The sequence below is a fragment of the Streptomyces sp. NPDC045470 genome, assembly GCF_040646595.1.
GTDB lineage: Bacteria > Actinomycetota > Actinomycetes > Streptomycetales > Streptomycetaceae > Streptomyces.
Genome location: NZ_JBEZAN010000003.1, coordinates 392311 through 411142, shown reverse-complemented (window position 1 = coordinate 411142; position 18832 = coordinate 392311). Strand labels below are relative to the sequence as shown.

Annotated in this window: 14 protein-coding genes; 5 read left to right on the top strand and 9 right to left on the bottom strand. The window is 73.7% G+C overall.

Annotated features, from left to right (window positions below):
• Positions 1-50 precede the first annotated feature (50 nt).
• Positions 51-1229, bottom strand: a complete 1179-nt coding sequence (locus tag AB0A97_RS12150; protein WP_361148040.1) for an ROK family transcriptional regulator — start codon at positions 1227-1229, stop codon at positions 51-53.
• 256 nt (positions 1230-1485) lie between these two features.
• On the opposite strand from AB0A97_RS12150, the gene AB0A97_RS12145 reads away from it, so the two are divergent.
• The 4 genes from AB0A97_RS12145 to AB0A97_RS12130 are packed head-to-tail and all read left to right on the top strand — an operon-like array spanning position 1486 to position 7310.
• Entirely contained in the window at positions 1486-3294 is a 1809-nt protein-coding gene (locus AB0A97_RS12145) for a peptide ABC transporter substrate-binding protein (RefSeq protein ID WP_361148038.1), read from the top strand.
• Complete coding sequence (locus AB0A97_RS12140) at positions 3291-4241, top strand: ABC transporter permease (RefSeq protein ID WP_361148036.1); 951 nt, start codon at positions 3291-3293, stop codon at positions 4239-4241. The genes AB0A97_RS12145 and AB0A97_RS12140 overlap by 4 nt, the downstream gene beginning before the upstream one ends.
• Positions 4238-5173 carry an ABC transporter permease gene (locus AB0A97_RS12135; RefSeq protein WP_361148034.1) on the top strand — a complete coding sequence of 312 codons (936 nt, stop codon included), beginning with the start codon at positions 4238-4240 and terminating at the stop codon, positions 5171-5173. Before AB0A97_RS12140 ends, AB0A97_RS12135 begins: the two co-directional genes overlap by 4 nt.
• 10 nt (positions 5174-5183) lie before the next feature.
• Positions 5184-7310: an ABC transporter ATP-binding protein gene (locus AB0A97_RS12130; RefSeq protein ID WP_361148032.1), complete on the top strand. Its 2127-nt coding sequence runs from the start codon at positions 5184-5186 to the stop codon at positions 7308-7310.
• Here AB0A97_RS12130 and AB0A97_RS12125 read toward each other — a convergent pair.
• Positions 7297-8073: a L,D-transpeptidase family protein gene (locus tag AB0A97_RS12125; protein WP_361148030.1), complete on the bottom strand. Its 777-nt coding sequence runs from the start codon at positions 8071-8073 to the stop codon at positions 7297-7299. The genes AB0A97_RS12130 and AB0A97_RS12125 overlap by 14 nt on opposite strands.
• Before the next feature lie 560 nt (positions 8074-8633).
• Between AB0A97_RS12125 and AB0A97_RS12120 the strand changes: the two genes are divergently transcribed.
• Entirely contained in the window at positions 8634-10025 is a 1392-nt protein-coding gene (locus AB0A97_RS12120; RefSeq protein WP_361148028.1) for an NADP-dependent succinic semialdehyde dehydrogenase, read from the top strand.
• 66 nt (positions 10026-10091) lie between these two features.
• Here AB0A97_RS12120 and AB0A97_RS12115 read toward each other — a convergent pair whose 3' ends face one another.
• The 7 genes from AB0A97_RS12115 to AB0A97_RS12085 all read right to left on the bottom strand — a co-directional run bounded on the left by AB0A97_RS12115 (position 10092) and on the right by AB0A97_RS12085 (position 18516).
• Positions 10092-12254, bottom strand: coding sequence for a SpoIIE family protein phosphatase (locus AB0A97_RS12115; RefSeq protein ID WP_361148026.1), 2163 nt, complete (start codon positions 12252-12254; stop codon positions 10092-10094).
• 283 nt (positions 12255-12537) lie between these two features.
• Complete coding sequence (locus AB0A97_RS12110) at positions 12538-13788, bottom strand: MFS transporter (RefSeq protein ID WP_361148025.1); 1251 nt, start codon at positions 13786-13788, stop codon at positions 12538-12540.
• Entirely contained in the window at positions 13785-14930 is a 1146-nt protein-coding gene (locus AB0A97_RS12105; RefSeq protein WP_361148023.1) for a PLP-dependent cysteine synthase family protein, read from the bottom strand. Before AB0A97_RS12105 ends, AB0A97_RS12110 begins: the two co-directional genes overlap by 4 nt.
• Before the next feature lie 111 nt (positions 14931-15041).
• Positions 15042-15479: a hypothetical protein gene (locus tag AB0A97_RS12100; protein WP_361148021.1), complete on the bottom strand. Its 438-nt coding sequence runs from the start codon at positions 15477-15479 to the stop codon at positions 15042-15044.
• A 132-nt stretch (positions 15480-15611) separates the two neighbouring features.
• On the bottom strand, positions 15612-16874 hold the full coding sequence (locus tag AB0A97_RS12095) for a metallophosphoesterase (RefSeq protein ID WP_361148019.1): 1263 nt from the start codon (positions 16872-16874) through the stop codon (positions 15612-15614).
• A gap of 153 nt (positions 16875-17027) precedes the next feature.
• The gene (locus AB0A97_RS12090; protein ID WP_361148017.1) at positions 17028-17564 is read right to left on the bottom strand and encodes a DUF1990 domain-containing protein; all 537 of its coding nucleotides are present in this window, start codon (positions 17562-17564) and stop codon (positions 17028-17030) included.
• A gap of 100 nt (positions 17565-17664) precedes the next feature.
• Positions 17665-18516 (bottom strand): YndJ family protein, encoded by an 852-nt coding sequence (locus AB0A97_RS12085; protein WP_361148015.1) that lies wholly within the window; start codon positions 18514-18516, stop codon positions 17665-17667.
• Between the last annotated feature and the right edge of the window lie 316 nt (positions 18517-18832).

Sequence of the window (18832 nt, the reverse complement as noted above, 5' to 3'; positions counted from 1 at the left end):
TGGGGACACGGGGGACGAGGGGGACGCGGGGACCGGGGGCCGTCGGGGAGCTACGTACGGACGACGGGCAGGGCCGGCAGCCCGCCGTCGGCGGCCAGTTCGCGCAGCGCGGCGTGGCCGGCGCCGAGCAGCCCCGCGTCGGGGCCGCAGCTCGCCGCGACGATGGACAGTTCGCTGGTCGCCATCGGCAGGCACCGCTCGTACAACACCCCGCGCACCGCCGCGACCAGCGGTTCCGCGGCGGCGAGCGCGCCGCCCAGCACCACGGCCTCCGGGTTGAAGAAGTTCACCACGACGCCCAGCACCCCGCCGATGTGCCGCCCGGCCTGCCGCACCAGGGTCGTCGCGTGCGGTTCGCCGTCCTCGACGAGCCGCAGGATGTCGGTGGTGGAATCCGCCTCGATGCCCTGGCCGCGCAGCGCGGCGGCGATCGCGGCGCCGCTGGCCACCGACTCCAGACAGCCGATGTTCCCGCAGGAGCAGGGGCGTGCGGCGGCGGCGTCCACCCGTACGTGGCTGATGTCCCCGGCGCAGCCGCGGGCGCCCCGGTAGAGCCGGCCGTGGCTGATCACGCCGGAGCCGATGCCGCGGCCCGCCTTGACCACCACCAGGTGCCGCCGGGCAGGGTGGGCGGCCCGGTGCTCGCCCAGGGCCAGGACATTGGCGTCGTTGTCGACCAGCACGGGCATGCCGAGCCGGTCGGCGAGCCGGTCGCGCAGCTCGTACAGATGCCAGCCGGGCATCCGGGACGGCGCGATGACCCGGCCCGACCCGGGATCGACGGGCCCGGGGAAGCCGATGCCCGCGCCGCACACGGTGCGTCCCGCCGCGCGCTGGCGGTCGGCCAGCGCGGTCAGCCGTTCGGCGAGCAGGCCGACAGCCGGTTCCGGGCCGGTCGTCAGGTCGAAAGCGCACTCGTCGATGTCGAAGCCGGTGCCCGTCAGGCCCACCGCGCCGGTACGGATGTGATGGCTGCCCAGGTCGGCGGCGAGCGCGACGGTGCCGCCGTCCGGGACGCGCAGCAGCCGCGGCCGGCGCCCGCCACGCGAGGCGCCCTCGCCGGACTCGGTCAGCAGCCCGGCGTCGACCAGTTCCTGGACGCGGGCGGAGACGGTGGAGGCGGCGAGCCCCAGCTCCCGTACGAGGTCGGCGCGCGAGCGGGCGGTGCCGGTCGCGACGAGTTCGAGGACGTGTGCGGCGGAGCCGGGCTGTTCCTCGGCGGCGGTCACGTCGGGGCCTCGGCGGCGGTCGGGGTGGTGGTCATGGTGACGGTCATGGCGCTGCCTTTCGGCCGCGAGCGGCGGGGAACGACGGAAATCCGGCGGGTAGTTCCTCTTCTTTCTTCGAATACCGAAGAAAGAAGAGGTAAGAAGTAGCTTTCAGTACACCCCAGTTGCCGATGTTCCGCCAGACCCTTGACTTCTTTTCGCGGCCGTCCGTACTTTTCTCGCATTCTTCGACCGGCCGACCCTTTCCGGAGGCAGCATGGGCCCGCGCAGAACCCGCCGACGCGGGCCCGTCCACCCCCTGCTCCGCGCGGTGACCGCGCTGCTGCTCGGCCTGGTCACCGTCACCGGATGCGGCCCGGCGGACGGCGCCGTCACCGACGTCGGAGCCACCGGCGGTACCCGCGTCGAAGGGGGCACCGCCACCATGGCGCTGCCGCCCGCCGCCACGCCCAACTGGATCTTCCCGATCGGCACGGCCGGTTACCTGGCCTCGTACAACAACGCCGTACAGGACCTGCTCTACCCGCCGCTCTACACGGCCGAGAAGAAGGGCGCGGGCCTGACCATGGACAGCCCGCGCAACCTCGCCGGGCAGCCCCGCTACAGCGACGGCAACACCACCGTCACCATCACGCTCGAGCAGGGCCACCGCTGGTCCGACGGCACGCCCGTCACCAGCCGTGACGTGGAGTTCTGGTACGACCTGATCAAGCACGACAAGGAGGAGTGGGCGGGCTACTCGCCGGGCCTGCTGCCCGACAACGTCAAGAAGTTCGAGGTGCTGGACGACCACACCTTCCGGCTGCGCCTGGACCGCGCGTACAACCCCGCCTGGTTCACCGGCAACCAGCTCGACAACTTCACCCCCCTGCCCAAACACGCCTGGGACCCGCACGACGAGGACCCGAAGAAGGTCTTCGCGCGGCTGCTCCAGCACGCCAAGCGGCTCTCCGAGTTCGCCACCGACCCGCTCTGGAAGACCGTCAGCGGCCCCTGGCGCATCGAGAAGTGGACCACCTCCGGGCAGGTGTCCCTGGTTCCCAACAAACAGTACGGCGGCCCCGACAAGCCCCATCTCGACCGCGTCGTCCTCAAGCCCTTCACCACCGCCGACTCCGAATTCAACGTGCTGCGCGCCGGCGGAGTGGACTACGGCTACATCCCGCCGTCGGTCATGGCCCAGTCCACGCGGTTCGAGAAGATGGGCTACCGCATCGACCCGTGGGAAGGCTGGGCGATCACCTACATCGTCCTGAACTTCCACCACCCCACCGCCGGACCGATGCTCCGCCAGACCTACCTGCGCCGCGCCCTCCAGCAGCTCGTCGACCAGAAGACGATCTCCGACGTCGTCTGGCACGGCAGCGCGGCACCCACCCGCGGCCCGGTGCCCGCCGCGCAGTTGGACCACGACCCGTTCCCGTACGACCCGAAGAAGGCCGAAGCCCTGCTCGCCGCGCACGGCTGGCAGCGCACCGACGGCAGGCTGCGCTGCGCCCGCCCCGGCACCGGCCCCGGACAGTGCGGCAAGGACATCCCCGGCGGACAGCCGCTGCGCCTGGAACTCCTCTCCCAGTCCGGATCCACCGAGACCTCCAACACCATGCAGGAGATCAAGTCCGCCATGGACCGGGCCGGCATCACCCTGGACGTCCGGCAGCAGCCGCTGAACACCGTCCTCGGCACCACCGTCCCCTGCAAGCCGGCCGAACCGGTGTGCTCCGCCTGGCAGACGGGCTTCTTCGGTACCCAGGGAAGCTGGTACTTCCCGACCGTGGCCAGCGGGGAGTCGCTCTTCGCCACCGGGGCGCCCTCCAACATGGGCAACTGGTCCGACCCGAAGGCCGACGAGCTGATCAAGCGCACCGAGTTCTCCGACGACCCGACCGCGCTGCGCGACTACGCCCGCTACACGGCGGACCAGGTGCCCGTCCTGTGGACGCCCAACCCGGCCTACCAGGTCTCCGTCATCCGCAACGACCTGCGCGGCATCGACCAGAACCCCACCCTCGGCCTCGCGCCGCAGGACTGGTACTTCGTCAAGAAGGGCGGTGCGCACCGGTGATCCGTTTCCTGGTCAAACGCGTCGCACAGGCCGCCGTCGTCCTGCTGCTGGTCTCCGTCATCGTCTTCGTCCTGCTGCACCTGCTGCCCGGCGGCCCGGCCCGCGCCATCCTCGGCGTCAAGGCCACCCCGGAAGCCGTCACACACTTCAACCACCAGCAGGGCTACGACCGTCCGCTGCCGCAGCAGTACGTGATGTACCTCGGGCGGCTGCTCACCGGAGACCTCGGCGAGTCCTACAAGCTCAACCAGACCGTCACCTCCCTGCTCGGCGAACGCCTCCCGAAGACCGCGCTGCTGGCCGGCCTGTCCCTCGCGCTCGCCGCCGTACTGGCCGTACCGCTCGGCATCCTCCAGGCCGTACGCCGCGGCAGGGCCGCCGACCACCTGCTCACGGGAGCCGCCTTCCTCGCCTACGCCACCCCGGTCTTCTTCCTCGGCCTGGTCCTCGTCCTCGTCTTCAGCCAGCAGCTCCAGCTCTTCCCGGCCGAGGCACCGCAGGCCGACACGGTCGGCGGACTGCTCGCCGAGGCCCCGGCCCTGGTCCTGCCCGTGGTGACCACCGCCCTCGGCATCATCGCCGCGTTCAGCCGCTACATGCGCTCGGCCGTACTGGACAACCTCCAGGAGGACTACGTACGCACCGCGCACGCCAAGGGGCAGTCAGGCACCCGCGTCCTGGCCCGGCACGTCCTGCGCAACGCGCTGATCCCGCTCGCCACCCTCCTCGGGCTGTACCTTCCGACCCTCTTCAGCGGCACCCTCGTCGTCGAGTCGATGTTCAACTACCCCGGAATGGGACTGCTGTTCTGGAACGCCGCGCAGGGCTCGGACTTCCCCGTACTGCTCGGCGTCACCCTGATCGTCGGCGTGGCCACCGTGCTCGGCTCGCTGATCACCGACATCGCCTACGCCGTACTCGACCCCCGGATCAGGAGCGTCTCGTGACCGCACCCTCCATGGACGCGCCGGGCCACGCCGGGGCCGCCCGGCCCGGGGACGAGGACCGGGCCGCGGCGGCACCCGCCGCCCCCGGGCCGCTGCGCCGCTCCCTCGCCGTCTTCGCCCGCGGCAGACTCGCCCTGACCGGCACCGTCGTCCTCCTGGCCCTGCTGCTGTTCTGCTACGTCGGCCCGCTGCTGCACCCCACCGACCAGACGCACACCGACCTGTCCCGGGCAAGCCTGCCGCCCGGCAGCCCCGGCCACCTCCTCGGCACCACCGACCTCGGCTACGACATGCTCGGCCGGCTGATGTACGGCGGACAGACCTCCCTGGAGGTCGGCCTCGCCGCCGGACTGCTGGCCACCCTCTTCGGCACCGTGTACGGCGCGGTCGCAGGCTACTTCGGCGGCTGGGTGGACGCCGCCATGATGCGCGTCACCGACGCCGCTCTCGCCATCCCCGCACTGTTTCTGCTGGTCGTGGTCGCCGCCATCGTCACCCCCGGCAAAGCCGTGCTCATCCTCATCATCGCCTCGGTCGCCTGGCTGTCCCCGGCCCGTCTCATCCGCGGTGAGGCCCTCGCCCTGCGCAGCCGCGACTACGTGCACGCCATGCGCCTGATGGGCGGCGGCGGAGGCCGGGCCGTCTTCCGGCACATCCTGCCCGGCGCCGTCGGCACCGTCATCGTCAACGCCACCTTCCAGATCGCCGACGCCATCCTCTACGTCGCCTACCTCTCCTTCCTGGGCCTGTCCATTCCGCCCCCGGCCGCCGACTGGGGCTCCATGCTCTCCGCCGGCATCACCTACACCCAGGTCGGCCACTGGTGGCTGATCTTCCCGCCCGGCCTCGCCGTCGTCCTCGTCGTCGCCGCGTTCAACTTCGTCGGGGACGGCCTGCGGGACGCCTTCGACGTGCGCCTCCAGAAGAGCTGAGGAAGGGCCCATGACCGCCGACCCCCTGTCCGCGACCGTCCGTCCGCCGTCCGGGACCGCCGCACCGCTGCTCAGCGTCGAGGACCTGCACGTCGAGATCACCGGCCGCGGCCGTACCGTGCACGCCCTGGACGGTGTGCACCTCGACCTCGCCCCCGGGGAAGCCCTCGGCGTCGTGGGCGAATCCGGCTGCGGCAAGACCATGACCGCGCTGTCCGTCCTCGGCCTGCTGCCGAAGGGCGGCCGGATCACCGGCGGACGCATCCTCTTCCGGGACGGCGGCACCGGCGCGGACCGCACGACCGACCTGGCCGCCGCGCCCGGACCCGTCCTGCGGGGCGTCCGCGGCAACACCATCGGCATGGTCTTCCAGGACCCGCTGACCTCCCTCAACCCGACCATGACCATCGGCGCCCAGGTCGCCGAACCCCTGCTGCTGCACAAGGAGATCACCCGGCGGCAGGCCTGGGCGAAGGCCGAGGAGACCCTGCGGCTGGTCGGCATGCCGCAGCCCGCCGAACGGATGCGGAACCACCCCCACCAGCTCAGCGGCGGCATGCGGCAGCGCGTCGCCATCGCCATGGCCCTGGTGTGCGAGCCCAGACTGCTGATCGCCGACGAACCGACCACCGCCCTCGACGTCACCACCCAGCACCAGATCCTGGAGCTCATCGACGACCTGCGCACCCGCCTCGGCATGGCCATGATCCTGGTCACCCACGACCTCGGCGTCATCGCCAAGCGGGTGGACCAGGTCGCGGTCATGTACGGCGGCAAGGTCGCCGAACGCGCCGGTGTGCACCGCCTCTTCGCCACCCCCCGGCACCGCTACACCCAGGCACTCCTCGCCGCCCTCCCCGAACGCGCCACGGGCCAACGGACCACCCTCGCCACCATCCCGGGCCTGCCGCCCACGCTCGTCACCCGGCCCGTCGGCTGCCGCTTCGCACCGCGCTGCGCCTTCGCGAGCGAACGGTGCCGTACGGAGGAGCCGGAGCTGTCGGCGGACACGGACCACGGGTACGCGTGCTTCCACCCCGTGGAGAGCCCGGCGGAGGAACGGGCGACCGGCCACGAGCCGGGCACGGCCGCCACCTCATCCACCTCCGTCTCCGCCCCCGCGGCCCGGGAGCCCCTCCTCACCCTCACCGGCGTCACCAAGCACTACGCCCTGCACGCCGGCCCCTTCGCCCGGCGCAAGGGAGCCGGGGAGGTCGGCGCCGTCGCCGGGGTCAGCCTCACCGTCGCCCGCGGCGAGACCTTCGGCATCGTCGGCGAGTCCGGCTGCGGCAAGTCCACCCTGGGGCGGATGGTCGTCGGCCTCGAACCGCCGACCGACGGCACGATCCGCTTCGCGGGCCGCGACATCGGCGCTCTGACCCGCCGAGAATTGCGCGCCCACCGCCGCGACGTCCAGCTGATGTTCCAGGACTCCTACGCGTCCATGGACCCCAGGATGCGCGTCGGCACGATCCTGCGGGAGCCACTGGTCATCCAGGGCATCGGTGACCGCGCCGCGCAGGAGCGGCGGGTCGCCGCCCTGCTGGACGACGTCGGCCTGCCCCGGGGCGCCGTGGACCGCTATCCGCACGAGTTCTCCGGCGGCCAGCGCCAGCGCCTCGGACTGGCGCGCGCCCTCGCCCTCTCGCCCTCTCTCGTCGTCGCCGACGAACCGGTCTCCGCGCTCGACGTCTCCGTCCAGGCGCAGATCCTCAACCTCATGCGCGACCTGCAACGCGACAAGGGGCTGACGTACCTCTTCATCTCCCACGACCTGGCGGTGGTACGGCACCTCGCGGACACCGTCGGCGTCATGTACCTGGGCAAACTGGTGGAGACCGGACCGGCCCGGGACGTCTTCGAACACCCCCTCCACCCGTACACCCGGGGCCTCCTCGACACCGTCAACGCCCCCGACCCCGCGGCCCCTGCCGCGGGCACCCCGCTCCCCGGTGAGACCCCTTCCGCCGCCGCACCGCCCTCCGGCTGCCGCTTCCGCACCCGCTGCCCGGTGGCCCGCGCGCGCTGCGCGGAGAGCGAGCCGGAGCCCACCGGACCGACCGCTCCCGGACACCGGGTGGCCTGCCACTTCCCCCTCGCGGCGGCCCCCGGCCCGGGAGCGGTCAGTAACGCGTGACGGCCGTACGCCCGGAATCCGTACCGATCGCGATGTGCGGCCGGGCGGCCGGCCGCACCCACGCCACGATGCGGGCCATCGCCCGGGCCGGTACCGACACACAGCCCGCCGTCGCCCCACGCCCGTCGACGTGCAGGAAGATGCCCGCGCCTCGGCCGCGGACCGGACGGTGGTAGTTGAAGCCGATGACCAGGGCCCGGCGGTACTGCGCCGGATAGTCGGCCAGCCGCTCGGCCTCCTTCGCCGCGCAGTCGCGCGGGCGCGGGTCCACCCAGCGGTTGTAGGCGGACGAGCCGTTGTCCTGGCACCACCAGGACGTGTTCCGCACCGGCCGGTACGGGACCTCCGTACCGGCCGGTGCCTTCGCGAGACCGAAGGCGAACGGCAGGTCGTACAGGCCCGTGGGCGTGGTCGAGGTGCCCTGCTTGCGTGTGTCGCCCTCGGCCAGCCCGTTCGCCCCGAAGCGCGCGGGCGCCGTACCGACCCGGTGCCAGCGGCTCCCGTGCCGCTGCCACCAGCTCACCGTGCCGGTCGTCGAGCGCGGGCTCGCGGCGCGGGCCGTGACGAGCTGACTGCCGCCGCCGGTGTCGGCCATACGGGTGGGCAGCGGCTGTCCGGCAGCCGGGACGGCAGCCGGAGCGGGAGTCGGGCCGGGAGTCGGGGACGCGGCGGGGGAGCGGGTTACGGCGACGGCGGAGGCGGGCACGGTCAGGGCGAGCACGGCCGCGCAGGCCGCGGCCGCCAGGGTCCTCGCGGAGATCATGACCGCAATGTAAAGGGCCGGAAACCGTGCGTCGCCGAACGAAGCGGACAAGCCACCCGAAGGAGCGTGGCGGGCGACCGGGGGCGCAATCCGTCGCGCGTCAGTGCGATAGACCGGCGAAACCCGGGTACCGGGGCCGGAGAACCACCTGCCGTCCGACCCAGGAGGTCTGCTGTGGAGCGGCAACCGACACCGCACCGTACGCGCGAACCCGGGCAGGAGACCGAGCCCGTACCGCCGACACCCACCCCCTCGCCGGGGCCCGGCGGGCCCGAACCCGGTCCGGGGCCCGGACCCGTGCCGGGGCCCACTCCGGGACCGCCGGTGCCCGGGCCGCCCGACCCGACACCGCCCCCGCCCACGCCGCAGCCGCCGACACCCAGCCCCGACCCCGTACCGCGCCCGCCGGGCCCCGATCCCGTACCGGATCCGTCCCCGGCCCCCGGGCCGCTCACGTAGCCCGCGGCCGGCACCGGCCACCGGTCCCGCGGCGGTCTCCCGGCCGCCGCGGCCCCCAGCTTCACCCAGCCCGCCCACCACCCCACGGGAGGTGCATCCACATGGCCATCGCCACGGTCGACCCGGCCACCGGCGAGACGCTCAAGACCTTCGACGCGCTCGACACCGACGCGATCGAGGAGCGGCTCGCCCGCGCCGAAGCAGCATTCCGCAGCTACCGGACGACGACCTTCGCCGAACGCGGCGAACTGCTGCGCAACGCCGCCGGCCTGCTGGAGGCGGGCCAGGACGGCATCGCCCGCACCATGACCACCGAGATGGGCAAGCCGCTGGCGGCGGCCCGCGCGGAAGCCGCCAAGTGCGCGAAGACGATGCGCTGGTACGCCGACCACGCCGAGGAACTGCTCGCCGACGAGGTACCGGACCCCGGCGACGCCGAGGACGCCGGGGCGTCCCGCGCCTATGTCCGCTACCGGCCCCTCGGCACCGTCCTGGCCGTCATGCCGTGGAACTTCCCCCTCTGGCAGGTGATCCGCTTCGCCGCGCCCGCGCTGATGGCCGGCAACACCTGCCTGCTCAAACACGCCTCCAACGTGCCGCAGACCGCGCTGTACGTGGAGGACCTGCTGCGCAGGGCGGGCTTCCCCGAAGGCTGCTTCCAGACCCTGCTGGTCGGCTCCGGCGCGATCGAGGACATCCTGCGCGACCGCCGGGTCGCCGCCGCGACCCTCACCGGCAGCGAACCGGCCGGCCGCTCGGTCGCCTCCATCGCCGGTGACGAGATCAAGAAGACGGTGCTGGAACTGGGCGGCAGCGACCCGTACATCGTGCTCCCGTCCGCCGACCTCGACGCGGCCGTACGCACCGCCGTCACCGCCCGGGTGCAGAACAACGGGCAGTCCTGCATCGCCGCCAAACGCTTCATCGTGCACACCGACGTCTACGACGAGTTCGCGGTGCGCTTCACCGAGCGGATGGCCGCACTGACCGTCGGCGACCCGATGGAGGAGAGCACCGACGTCGGCCCGCTGGCCAGCGAACAGGGCCGTTCCGACCTGGAGGAACTGGTCGACGACGCGGTACGCCGGGGCGCCGCCGCACTGTGCGGCGGCAAACGCCCGGAGAAGCTGACCGCCGGCTGGTTCTACGAGCCGACCGTGCTGGCCGGCATCACCCCCGAGATGCGCATCCACCAGGAGGAGGCGTTCGGCCCGGTCGCCACGCTCTACCGGGTCAACAGCCTCGACGAGGCGATCGCCACCGCCAACGACACCCCGTTCGGCCTCAGCTCCAACGCGTGGACCCGAGACGAGGACGAACAGCGACGCCTCGTCCGCGACATCGAAGCCGGCGGCCTCTTCTTCAACGGCATGACCGCCTCCCACCCCGCGCTCCCCTTCGGCGGCGTCAAACGCTCCGGCTACGGCCGCGAACTGGCCGGTCACGGCATCCGCGAGTTCTGCAACGCGACGACGGTGTGGCACGGGGCGTGAGCTCCCGGGGCCCCAAGGCCGACCTGGCCTGATCCAGCCGGACGTACGGGGGCCGGGCGGGTGCCGCTATTCCGCGCCCGGCAGGCCGAATTCGCACCACAGGGCCTTGCCGCTGCCCCGCGGTTCCGCGCCCCAGGCGTCGGAGAGGGCTTCGACCATCATCAGGCCGCGGCCCGAGGTGGCGGTCTCGCCGGGGGTGCGGCGGCGGGGCCAGCGGCTGGAGCGGTCCTCCACCTCCAGGCGCACGCGGCGTCGGGAGCTGCCCGGCGGGCCGGCCGGCAGGAGTTCCACCGTCACCAGGGCGCCGCTGTCCGTGTGGGTCAGCGCGTTGGTGACGAGTTCGGTGGCGGCCACCTCGATGTCGTACGCGATCGAGCCGGCCCGCCACTGGTCCATCGTGCGCCGCAGCATCGCCCGTACCTCCGAGGCTCCGGACGGGTCGGCCTGGTGGACATGGAGCCGCAAGCGCGGGGTGACGGCGGTGGTGCCGGCCGCCGGGGCCCGGTGCAGCAGGACGAGGGCCATGTCGTCGTCGGAGCCGGACCGCGCCCACAACTGGTCGGAGAGCTGATCGGCCAGTGCTTCCAGGTCGGCGGGGCCGTCCCGTACCGCGGCGGTCAGTGCGTCGATGCCGACGGCGATGTCCTGGCCGGGCTGTTCGACGAGGCCGTCGGTGCACAGCAGGAGGGCCGAGTCCGGTTCCAGGAACAGCAGGGTCTCCGGGAAGTGGTCCTGGCCGAACGCGGTGGCCAGCCCGAGCGGCAGGCCGCCGCGTACCGGGTGCCAGTCCGTGTGCCGGGCCGCGTCCCAGACCAGCGGGCCCAGGTGCCCGGCCCGCGCCACGTGCAGCGCGCCGGATTCCAGATCGGCCTGGACGTAGGTGCAGGTCGCGAACCGTTCGGTCTCCAGCTCGGCGAGGAAGCGGGAGGCGCGCACGAGCACCGTCTCCGGGGAGTGGCCCTCGGTGGCGTAGGCGCGCAGCGCGATGCGGAGCTGGCCCATGACGGCCGCGGCGTGTGTGTCGTGGCCCTGGACGTCGCCGACGACCAGCCCGATCCGCCCCTGGGGCAGCGGGATGACGTCGTACCAGTCGCCGCCGATGTCCCGCCCGGTGCTCGCCGCGTGGTAGCGGACGGTGACCTCGCCCCCGGCGATCTCGGGGACCCGGCGCGGCAGCATCGTGGCCTGCAGCCCGGTCGCGAACTCGCGTTCCTGGTCGAAGAGCATGGCCCGCTGGAGGGACTGGGCGACGACACCGGCCAGCGCGAGCGCGAGGTTGCGGTCCTCCGCCGAGTGCTGTTTGGGCTCGGTGTTGAACAGTCCGAGCGCCGCGATGACGCGGTCCTGCGCGACCAGCGGCAGGAAGACGGCGCTGCCGGAGGGGACGCGGTCCAGGTACGGGCGCAGCCGCGGGTAGCGGGCCATCAGCTCGCCGCGGGAGGACAGGAACGCGGCGCGGCGGGACAGCGCGGCGTCCGACAGCGGCAGGGTGTCGTCGAGCCGGGAGGCCATCATGTCCTCGGGCGTGGCGCCCGGCAGGCCCGTGACGGCGATGACCTCGAAGCGGTCGTTGTCGACCAGCCCGAGGATCAGCGCGTCGGCGCCGAAGCGGCGGGCACCGCCCGTCCCGGTCAGGACCCGGGTGACGTCCGCGACCGACAGGGCCCGGGAGAGCGCCGCCGTGGTCTGCTGCACCATCGCGGTCTGCCGCTGCCGGTTCTCCTGGAGCGACCGCAGCAGCACGGAGTCGGCCATCTCCGTACCGGCTTCCCGGACGAGCCCGGCGATCCGGTACGGGCGGCCGTCCGCGTCCCGCAGGATGCGGCCCTGGGTGTGGGTCCACCGGGGTGAACCGTCGCGGCGGTGGATGCGGAAGTACGCGCCGTACGAGGGTGCCGCGTCCTGGACGGCCTGGGAGATGGCCGCGTCCAGCCGGTACCCCTCCTCGGGCGGCACGCGGGCGGCGAGCGCCGTGGGCTGCCCGTCGTACTCGTCCGGCCGCAGGTCGAAGACGTCCAGCGCGCACGCGTCCAGCTCCAGCGTTCCGCGGTCCAGGTCCCAGTCGAAGGTGCCCGTGCGGTTGAGGGCGAGCCGTTCGCGCAGGTCGAGGGGGTCGGGCGGTGGGGCGTCGGGGGCGTCGGCCGGACCGGTTCCCGGCCCGGTGGTCGCGGGCGGCACGCCGCGGCGCGGGTCGTAGCGGCCGGGCGGAGTGGTGTTCCGTCCGGTCATGACCTGCGACGCTCCTGTCCCGCGGCCGGTGCGGACGGACGGCTGCCGGACGTGTCCCCGGGCCGGGGGCGGAGGCCGCACACCGGAGGCGCGCCGGCCCCGGCTGCCCGCCAGGCAGTCGGGGCCGGCGACGCCGGGGCCACCACGCCCGCCGCTTCCCCGCACGGCCCGCCGAAGGGGGACCATCGCAACCGGGAAGCGGCCATGCGCCCACGTTAGGACAGAGGTCCGGAATGCGCACTTTCAGCGGGGCGTGGGGGTATGCCGGTGGCGCGGCGGCCGGTCAGGCGGGGGCAGGCTGCGGCCGCCGGACCGGTGCCAGGTGTCCGCCGCGGGCGAGAGCGGCGAGGGCCGTCGCGCAGGCCAGGCCGGTCGCGGCCAGGACGCTCCAGGTCAGCCAGCGGGCGTCGTGGCGGGCGGCGAAGTCCCACAGGGCACCGGTGACGAGGTTGCCCACGGTGACACCCAGGCCGGAGACGGTGTTGTAGAGGCCGTAGTGGGTGGCCACCAGGCGCCCTTCGGACAGCGCGACGACGGTGTCCATCTCGAAGGGGTAGACCACCGCGCTGCCCGCGGCGAGCAGCACGACGGCGGCGACGAGCGCGGCGAGGACCGCCCCGGGTACGCCGAAAGAGGCGAAGGCCAGGGGGAGGAAGGCGAGTCCCATGGCGGCCAGACCGCGCACCAGGGCCTGGCTGGGGCTCCACCGGGCTTTGGCCCAGCCGGTGAGCCGGAGTTGGCCGACGACGGTGACGGCCGCCGAGACGACGAACAGGCCGCTGGTGACGAGGGTGCCCCGGGCGCCCAGGGCGTCGGAGGCGGCCAGCGGCAGGGCGAGGTAGACCTGGAAGGTCAGGACGTAGGAACCGATCATCGCCAGCGAGAACAGCAGGAAGGGCCGGTTCGAGGCGACCGCGCGCCACTGCGTGAGCACCCGCTCCCGGGCGGCGGGGGCCGTACCGCTGCGCCGGGGAAGAGCGCGCCACTGGAGCAGGGTGAGCGCGGCGAACACGGTGGCGGCGACCGTGCACACCAGGCGGAAGTCGGCGGTCAGCAGCGCCAGGCCGACGAGCGGGCCCGCGAGCATCCCCGCTTGGTAGTAGACGTTGAAGGTGGCGAACGCGTCCACCCGCCGCGGTCCGGCTTCGACGGCGAGGTAGGCGCGGACCGCGGGGTTGAACAGGGCGCCGGCGAAGCCGGTCGCCGCGGAGACGGCGATCAGGGCGGGCAGGGTGTCGACCCAGCCGAGCAGGCCGAAGCCGACCGTACGCAGCAGGCAGCCGGCCATGATGGGAATCTTGTAGCCGACCCGGTCGGCGAGGGTGCCGCCGATCAGGAACATGCCCTGCTGCGAGAAGTTGCGCACGCCCAGGACGAGGCCGACGGCCCAGGCGGCCAGGCCCAGGGTGCCGGCCAGGTGGGCGGCGAGGTACGGCATGAGCATGTAGAAGGCGAGGTTGATGGCGAACTGGTTGGCCATCAGCAGGCGTGCCGCGGGCGGGAAGGAGCGGGTCTGCTGCCACAGGTGCTTCATCGGGCGGCTCCCGCGGTGGTCAGCTCGTCGTGGGCGGCCGGGCGGGTCGGGTCGGTGACGTGGGTGCAGCGGGTCCAGCGGGTGACGACCTGCCGGCCGGGGTCGTCGATCGCGTCGGGGTCCTCGGCGGGCAGCCGGTCCAGCAGGTCGTGCTCGCGGCCGTAGGCGTCGTCGAAGACGGTGCCGACGTAGCGCTGCGGGCCGTCCGGGAAGACGGCGACGATCCGTTCCTCGGCGGGCAGGGTACGGGCCAGCCAGCGGGCGACCAGGGCGACGGCGCCCACGCTCCATCCGCCGGTGGCGTAGTGGTCGCGGGCCAGGCGACGGGCGGCCCACACGGCTTCGGGCGCGGCGACCCAGTGGACCTCGTCGAAGAGGTGGTAGGCGACGTTGCGGGGGTAGATGCTGGAGCCCAGGCCGCGCATCAGGCGGGGCGCGGCGGGCTGGCCGAAGATCGTGGAGCCGGTGGTGTCGACGCCGACGACCCGCAGGCGCGGGAAGAAGCCGCGCAGCACGGACGCGATGCCCGCCGAGTGGCCGCCGGTCCCCACCGAGACCACCAGGGTGTCGATCCGCCCGAGCTGGGCGGTCAGTTCGTGGGCGAGCGGCGCGTAGGCGGCCACGTTGTCGGGGTTGTTGTACTGGTCGGGGCACCAGGCCTCGGGCTGCGCGGCCAGGAGTTCTTCGACGCGGTGGCGGCGGGCCTGCTGCCAGCCGCCGACCGGGTGGGGGCGGTGCACGAGGTCGACATCGGCCCCGTAGGCGGTGAGCAGACCCGTCATCAGGGGCTCCATGCCAGGGTCGGTGACGACGGTGACCGGGTGGCCGAAGGTGGCGCCGGCCAGGGCCAGGCCGAGGCCCAGGGTGCCGGAGGTGGATTCGACGATACGGGCGCCGGGCCGCAACTGCCCGCGCGCCCGCGCCTCGTGGACCATGTGCAGGGCCGTGCGGTCCTTGATGCCACCTGGGTTGTGGCCTTCGAGCTTGGCCCAGAAGCCCCGCCCGGCAGCGGTGAAGGGTTCGCCGATCCACAGGACGGGGGTGTCGCCGACGAGGCCGGCGGGGGTGTGCATCGGGCGCCGGGCGCCGGCCAGCAGTTGGGCGGGGGCGACGGGGACGGGCGTGCGGGTGAGCTGGTTCATGGCGTGTTTCTCCTGCGGCCGGCGCCGTGCGGTGGCGACCGGCCGTGAGTCGGGGGAAAGGCGGATCTGCTCACTGGCCGCGCCGGGGTGCCGGCGCGGCCTCCGAAGTGATCAGGTCCGCCACACGCCGAGGCGGGCCCGCTCCTGCCCGGCCGCCGTACGGCCGGGACGCGGGGGCGGCGACCGGTCGGCCGCCACGCCGACCGGCCCGGCGTCGGCGAAACCGGCCGGCACCAGGCTCGGAAGGGACGGCAGAGGGGAAGCGATCTGCCGCGAAGGCTGCAACGTCGGGCTGTCCGGACCCGAGCAGAGCTCGGCCCTGCCGTGCCCGTGCGGTGAGTGGGAGGCAGCGGCGTCCGTGAGCTGTCCGGGCGCGCCCGCACAGTCGAAGGCGGCTGCCGCGACGGGGGTGTCGACCTGGCCGCCACCTGCCACAACCGGCCCGTGTGCGCAGACCAGCACGTGTGCCAGGGCAGCGAGCAGTACCAGGATCACCGCTCCGGTCCGGGACACGGAGCAGCCGGGTGGTACCGCACGGTCGGGGGGCATCGGCGGCAACAGTAATCGTTCATGCGCGGGAAAGTGCGTCGGGCGGCAAATTCAGCCGGTGCGGGCAGTGTCGTCCACCCGGTTGCACCGCGGACGTGACGGGCGGCCGTCGGGGACGGCCGCCCCGGCCGGCTAGTGCGCCCCCGCCCCCGCCCCCGCCGGTGCCCCGGCCCTCGCCGCCACCGGCCGGGTGGTCCGCGTCCGGTGGGCGAGGCGGGGCTTCTTCGTGGCGATGTCGACCGTGTACGCGTCGATCGTCATCGCCCCGGCCCCCGCCTTCAGCACCATGAAGCCGTGGCGGGCGAAGTCCTGCCAGGCGGCGGGGTGGGTGAAGTGCGCCTTGCCGTCGCCCGTCTTGGCGGCGGCGCCGCAGACGAGCTGCCGGGTGCCGCGGGTACGGTCGGTGGGTTCCAGGATCTGGAGGGTGTGGTCGTGCCCGGACATGATCAGGTCGGCGCGGCCGCACACCACCTCCTCGTACAGCTTCTTGAGGTGGATGCCGCTGGTGTAGTTGCCGATCACGAAGCCGTCGTACGCGCCGGCGCTGCCGTGCTTGCCGTTGTTCAGGTACGGGTGGTGGCCCAGGACCACCTTCCAGCGCGCGCGGGAGGCGGTCAGCGCGGCGTCCAGCCAGCGGCGCTGCTCGCGCATGTACGGGCCGTTCCAGTAGTAGTGCGGGTCGGTCTGCGCGACGTAGGAGGCGACCGGGTTGGTGTCGAGCGCGAAGAACTCGACGAGCGGCTCGCCTTGGGAGCCGTCTGCCGGGAGGGCGACGTTGTAGTAGCGGCTCGGCATGTACCAGCGGCGGGACGTCGCGGCGTACGCGACCTCGCGGTCACCTCGGGAGGGGTCGCCGCCGCTGCCGGGAATCAGCCCCGAACAGTCGTGGTTTCCCAGCACCATCAGCCACGGCACGTCGATACCGGTGTTGGGCCGCTCGAACTTCTCCGCGAACTCCGCGTCGTGGTCGGACTCCGGGCCGTTCTCGTAGAGGTTGTCCCCGAGGCCGACCGCCAGCCCGACGCGTTCGGCACGGCAGACCTCCGCGGCCGCCGCCGCGACCGCGTACTGCTCCGCCTTGCCCGTCCCGGCGTCACCGGTGATCAGGACGGCGTACTCGCCGGAGGGGCCCGGCGCGGACGGGAGCGGGAACCGCCCCGGGGCGCCCGTACGCGGCGCGGCGACCGCGGGCTGCGTCCCGAACGGCAGCGCGGCCAGCGCCGCTCCCGCCGCCGCTCCGCCCAGCAGCGTCCGCCGGTGCACACCGCGCGCCGCGACCGGCGCGTCCGGCGTGCCGGCCGGTACGGCGGCGCCGGCCGGGCCGGTGCCGGCTGTCCGCTTCCACTGGTCCTCGGTCAGGTCCGCCCGCGGCGGGATCAGCTCGTCGTCGCACATGGCTGGTTTCTCTCACGGGCGGCGGGGCAACTGGTGACGGAGCCATGAACGCCGTGTGGACGTATGGGGAGTACGGAGTGGCGCGGCTCCGGTGGTCCCGTGGCGGCGCGGCCCGGCGGCTCCGGACGGGGCCGCGCCGCTACGGCCTTCCGGTCAGCGGCCGCGGTGGGCCAGCCGGCGCAGCGTCCGGCCGCAGTGCCGGGCGTACAGACGCTGGAACACCGGGACCACCGGCCCCGCCAGCCGGGTGTACCAGCGGCCCGGCACGCTGAAGGCCGTCATCGTGAACCACACCGCGCCGTCCTCCCGCATCTCGACCACGAACGACTCCTCGCCGCGCTGCGGGTGGCCGGCCAGTGTGCCGTACGCGAAGCCGATGCGCTCGCTCTCGTACTCGCTCCACACCACCCGGCACGGCACCCACAGCCGCGCGGGGCCGAGCCCCAGCGCGCACTCCACCCGGACGCCGGGCGCGGCCTCCGGCGCCGAGGCCCGTACCCGTACGCCCGCCGCGCGGTGCATCCGGAAGGACGTGACCGCGTGGCCCGCGGCTTCGAGGACCGCGCGGCCGTGGCCGAGGTAGGTCGCCTCGTGCAACTGGCGGTATCCGCCGGGCAGCGGGCGGCGGCGGGTGGCGCCTTGCTCGGCGTAGTTGAAGGGGCTGCGGGTGGCGGTGCTGCCGGTGGTCATGGGGGCCTGCTTCCTCGGGGGGCGGTGGATGCGGGTGGAGGTGTCGGGCGGGGCGGTCGGTGGAGCGGTCACATGGGTACGGGTGCGGTCGGTGGAGCGGTCACGCGGGTACGGGGGCGGTAGGAGGGGGCGCGGCGGGCACGTTCCTGAGGCGGCGCCAGGCGAGCAGCGCGCACAGGGCGAAGCCGAGCGCGTTGCCCAGGCCGTGGGTGGCCGCCATCCATGCCAGTGTGGGGTGCGGGATGCCGGTTGCCTCGCCGAGCGCCCAGCTCAGGGCGAGCAGCATGGTCGCGACGAGGACGGCGGCGGAGACGCCGAGCAGCGCCCGGGTGATCCGGTCCGGCGCGGTGGTACGGACGTCCCGCCAGGTGACCAGGGCGACCAGCCACATGCCGGTGGCGAGGATCACCGCGCCGACCAGCTCGGCCCAGTCGTCGACGAAGTAGCCCGCCAGGACGAACAGTGTCCCCACGGGCACGCTCAGCGCGGCCAGCGGCCCGGCCCGGCCGGGGCGTGCGGCGCGGCAGACGAGCCCGGCCACCAGGGCGGCGGCGAATCCGGCGAAGTGGAAGTGCGGCACGGTCAGCGCCAGGATGTCCAGGTCGAAGCCGAACAACTGGTGGCCGGAGCGCTCGGCGACCAGGGCGGTGCCGGCGACGGCCGGGGTGACCAGGGCCGTCAGTACCGCGATCTCACCCGGTGCGAGGCTGCGTGTACGGGCCAGCCGGCGGGGAGCGTGCAGGGCGAGGGCGAGGGTGGCCAGCCCGTAGGCGGCGGCCAGTGCGGTGGCGGCGGCTCCGCGCGGCAGCCACAGTGCCGCCGCGCCCGCCGTGGCGGCGAGGGGCCAGCGGCGCCGTAGCCACCGGGTGCCCGGTTCGCCGATCAGGGCGAGGCCGGTCGGCACCACGACGAACATGCCGAGCATGACGATGAGGTCGACCAGTGCGGTCATGAGTCCCCCCAACCCGGCAGGAAGCCGGTTTGAACGTGTTCAACCCGTCACGTGAGACAGTACGGGACGGGTTGAACACGTTCAATTCCGCCCCCCTCGGGGGGCGGTGGGACGTCAGCGCACCGAGCCGTCCCACGGCCAATCCGCGCGCCGCGGCAGCCCGGGAAGAGCGGCCCGGCCCGTGCGTTGGAGCAGGACGTCACGGCGTCCGCATGACCCCAGGGGTGCCAGGCGCGGACATCGGGCGGAGTGTCGCTGACCGTGGACCCGAGCAGACGGGCCGCGATGCGCACCCCCTCCAGGCAGGCCGGGACCG

Coding starts and splice junctions, on each gene's coding strand:
- AB0A97_RS12145 (WP_361148038.1), top strand. CDS start 1,486: ATGGGCCCGCGCAGAACCCGCCGACGCGGGCCCGTCCACCCCCTGCTC.
- AB0A97_RS12130 (WP_361148032.1), top strand. CDS start 5,184: ATGACCGCCGACCCCCTGTCCGCGACCGTCCGTCCGCCGTCCGGGACC.
- AB0A97_RS12125 (WP_361148030.1), bottom strand. CDS start 8,073: ATGATCTCCGCGAGGACCCTGGCGGCCGCGGCCTGCGCGGCCGTGCTC.
- AB0A97_RS12120 (WP_361148028.1), top strand. CDS start 8,634: ATGGCCATCGCCACGGTCGACCCGGCCACCGGCGAGACGCTCAAGACC.
- AB0A97_RS12115 (WP_361148026.1), bottom strand. CDS start 12,254: ATGACCGGACGGAACACCACTCCGCCCGGCCGCTACGACCCGCGCCGC.
- AB0A97_RS12110 (WP_361148025.1), bottom strand. CDS start 13,788: ATGAAGCACCTGTGGCAGCAGACCCGCTCCTTCCCGCCCGCGGCACGC.
- AB0A97_RS12105 (WP_361148023.1), bottom strand. CDS start 14,930: ATGAACCAGCTCACCCGCACGCCCGTCCCCGTCGCCCCCGCCCAACTG.
- AB0A97_RS12100 (WP_361148021.1), bottom strand. CDS start 15,479: ATGCCCCCCGACCGTGCGGTACCACCCGGCTGCTCCGTGTCCCGGACC.
- AB0A97_RS12095 (WP_361148019.1), bottom strand. CDS start 16,874: ATGTGCGACGACGAGCTGATCCCGCCGCGGGCGGACCTGACCGAGGAC.
- AB0A97_RS12090 (WP_361148017.1), bottom strand. CDS start 17,564: ATGACCACCGGCAGCACCGCCACCCGCAGCCCCTTCAACTACGCCGAG.
- AB0A97_RS12085 (WP_361148015.1), bottom strand. CDS start 18,516: ATGACCGCACTGGTCGACCTCATCGTCATGCTCGGCATGTTCGTCGTG.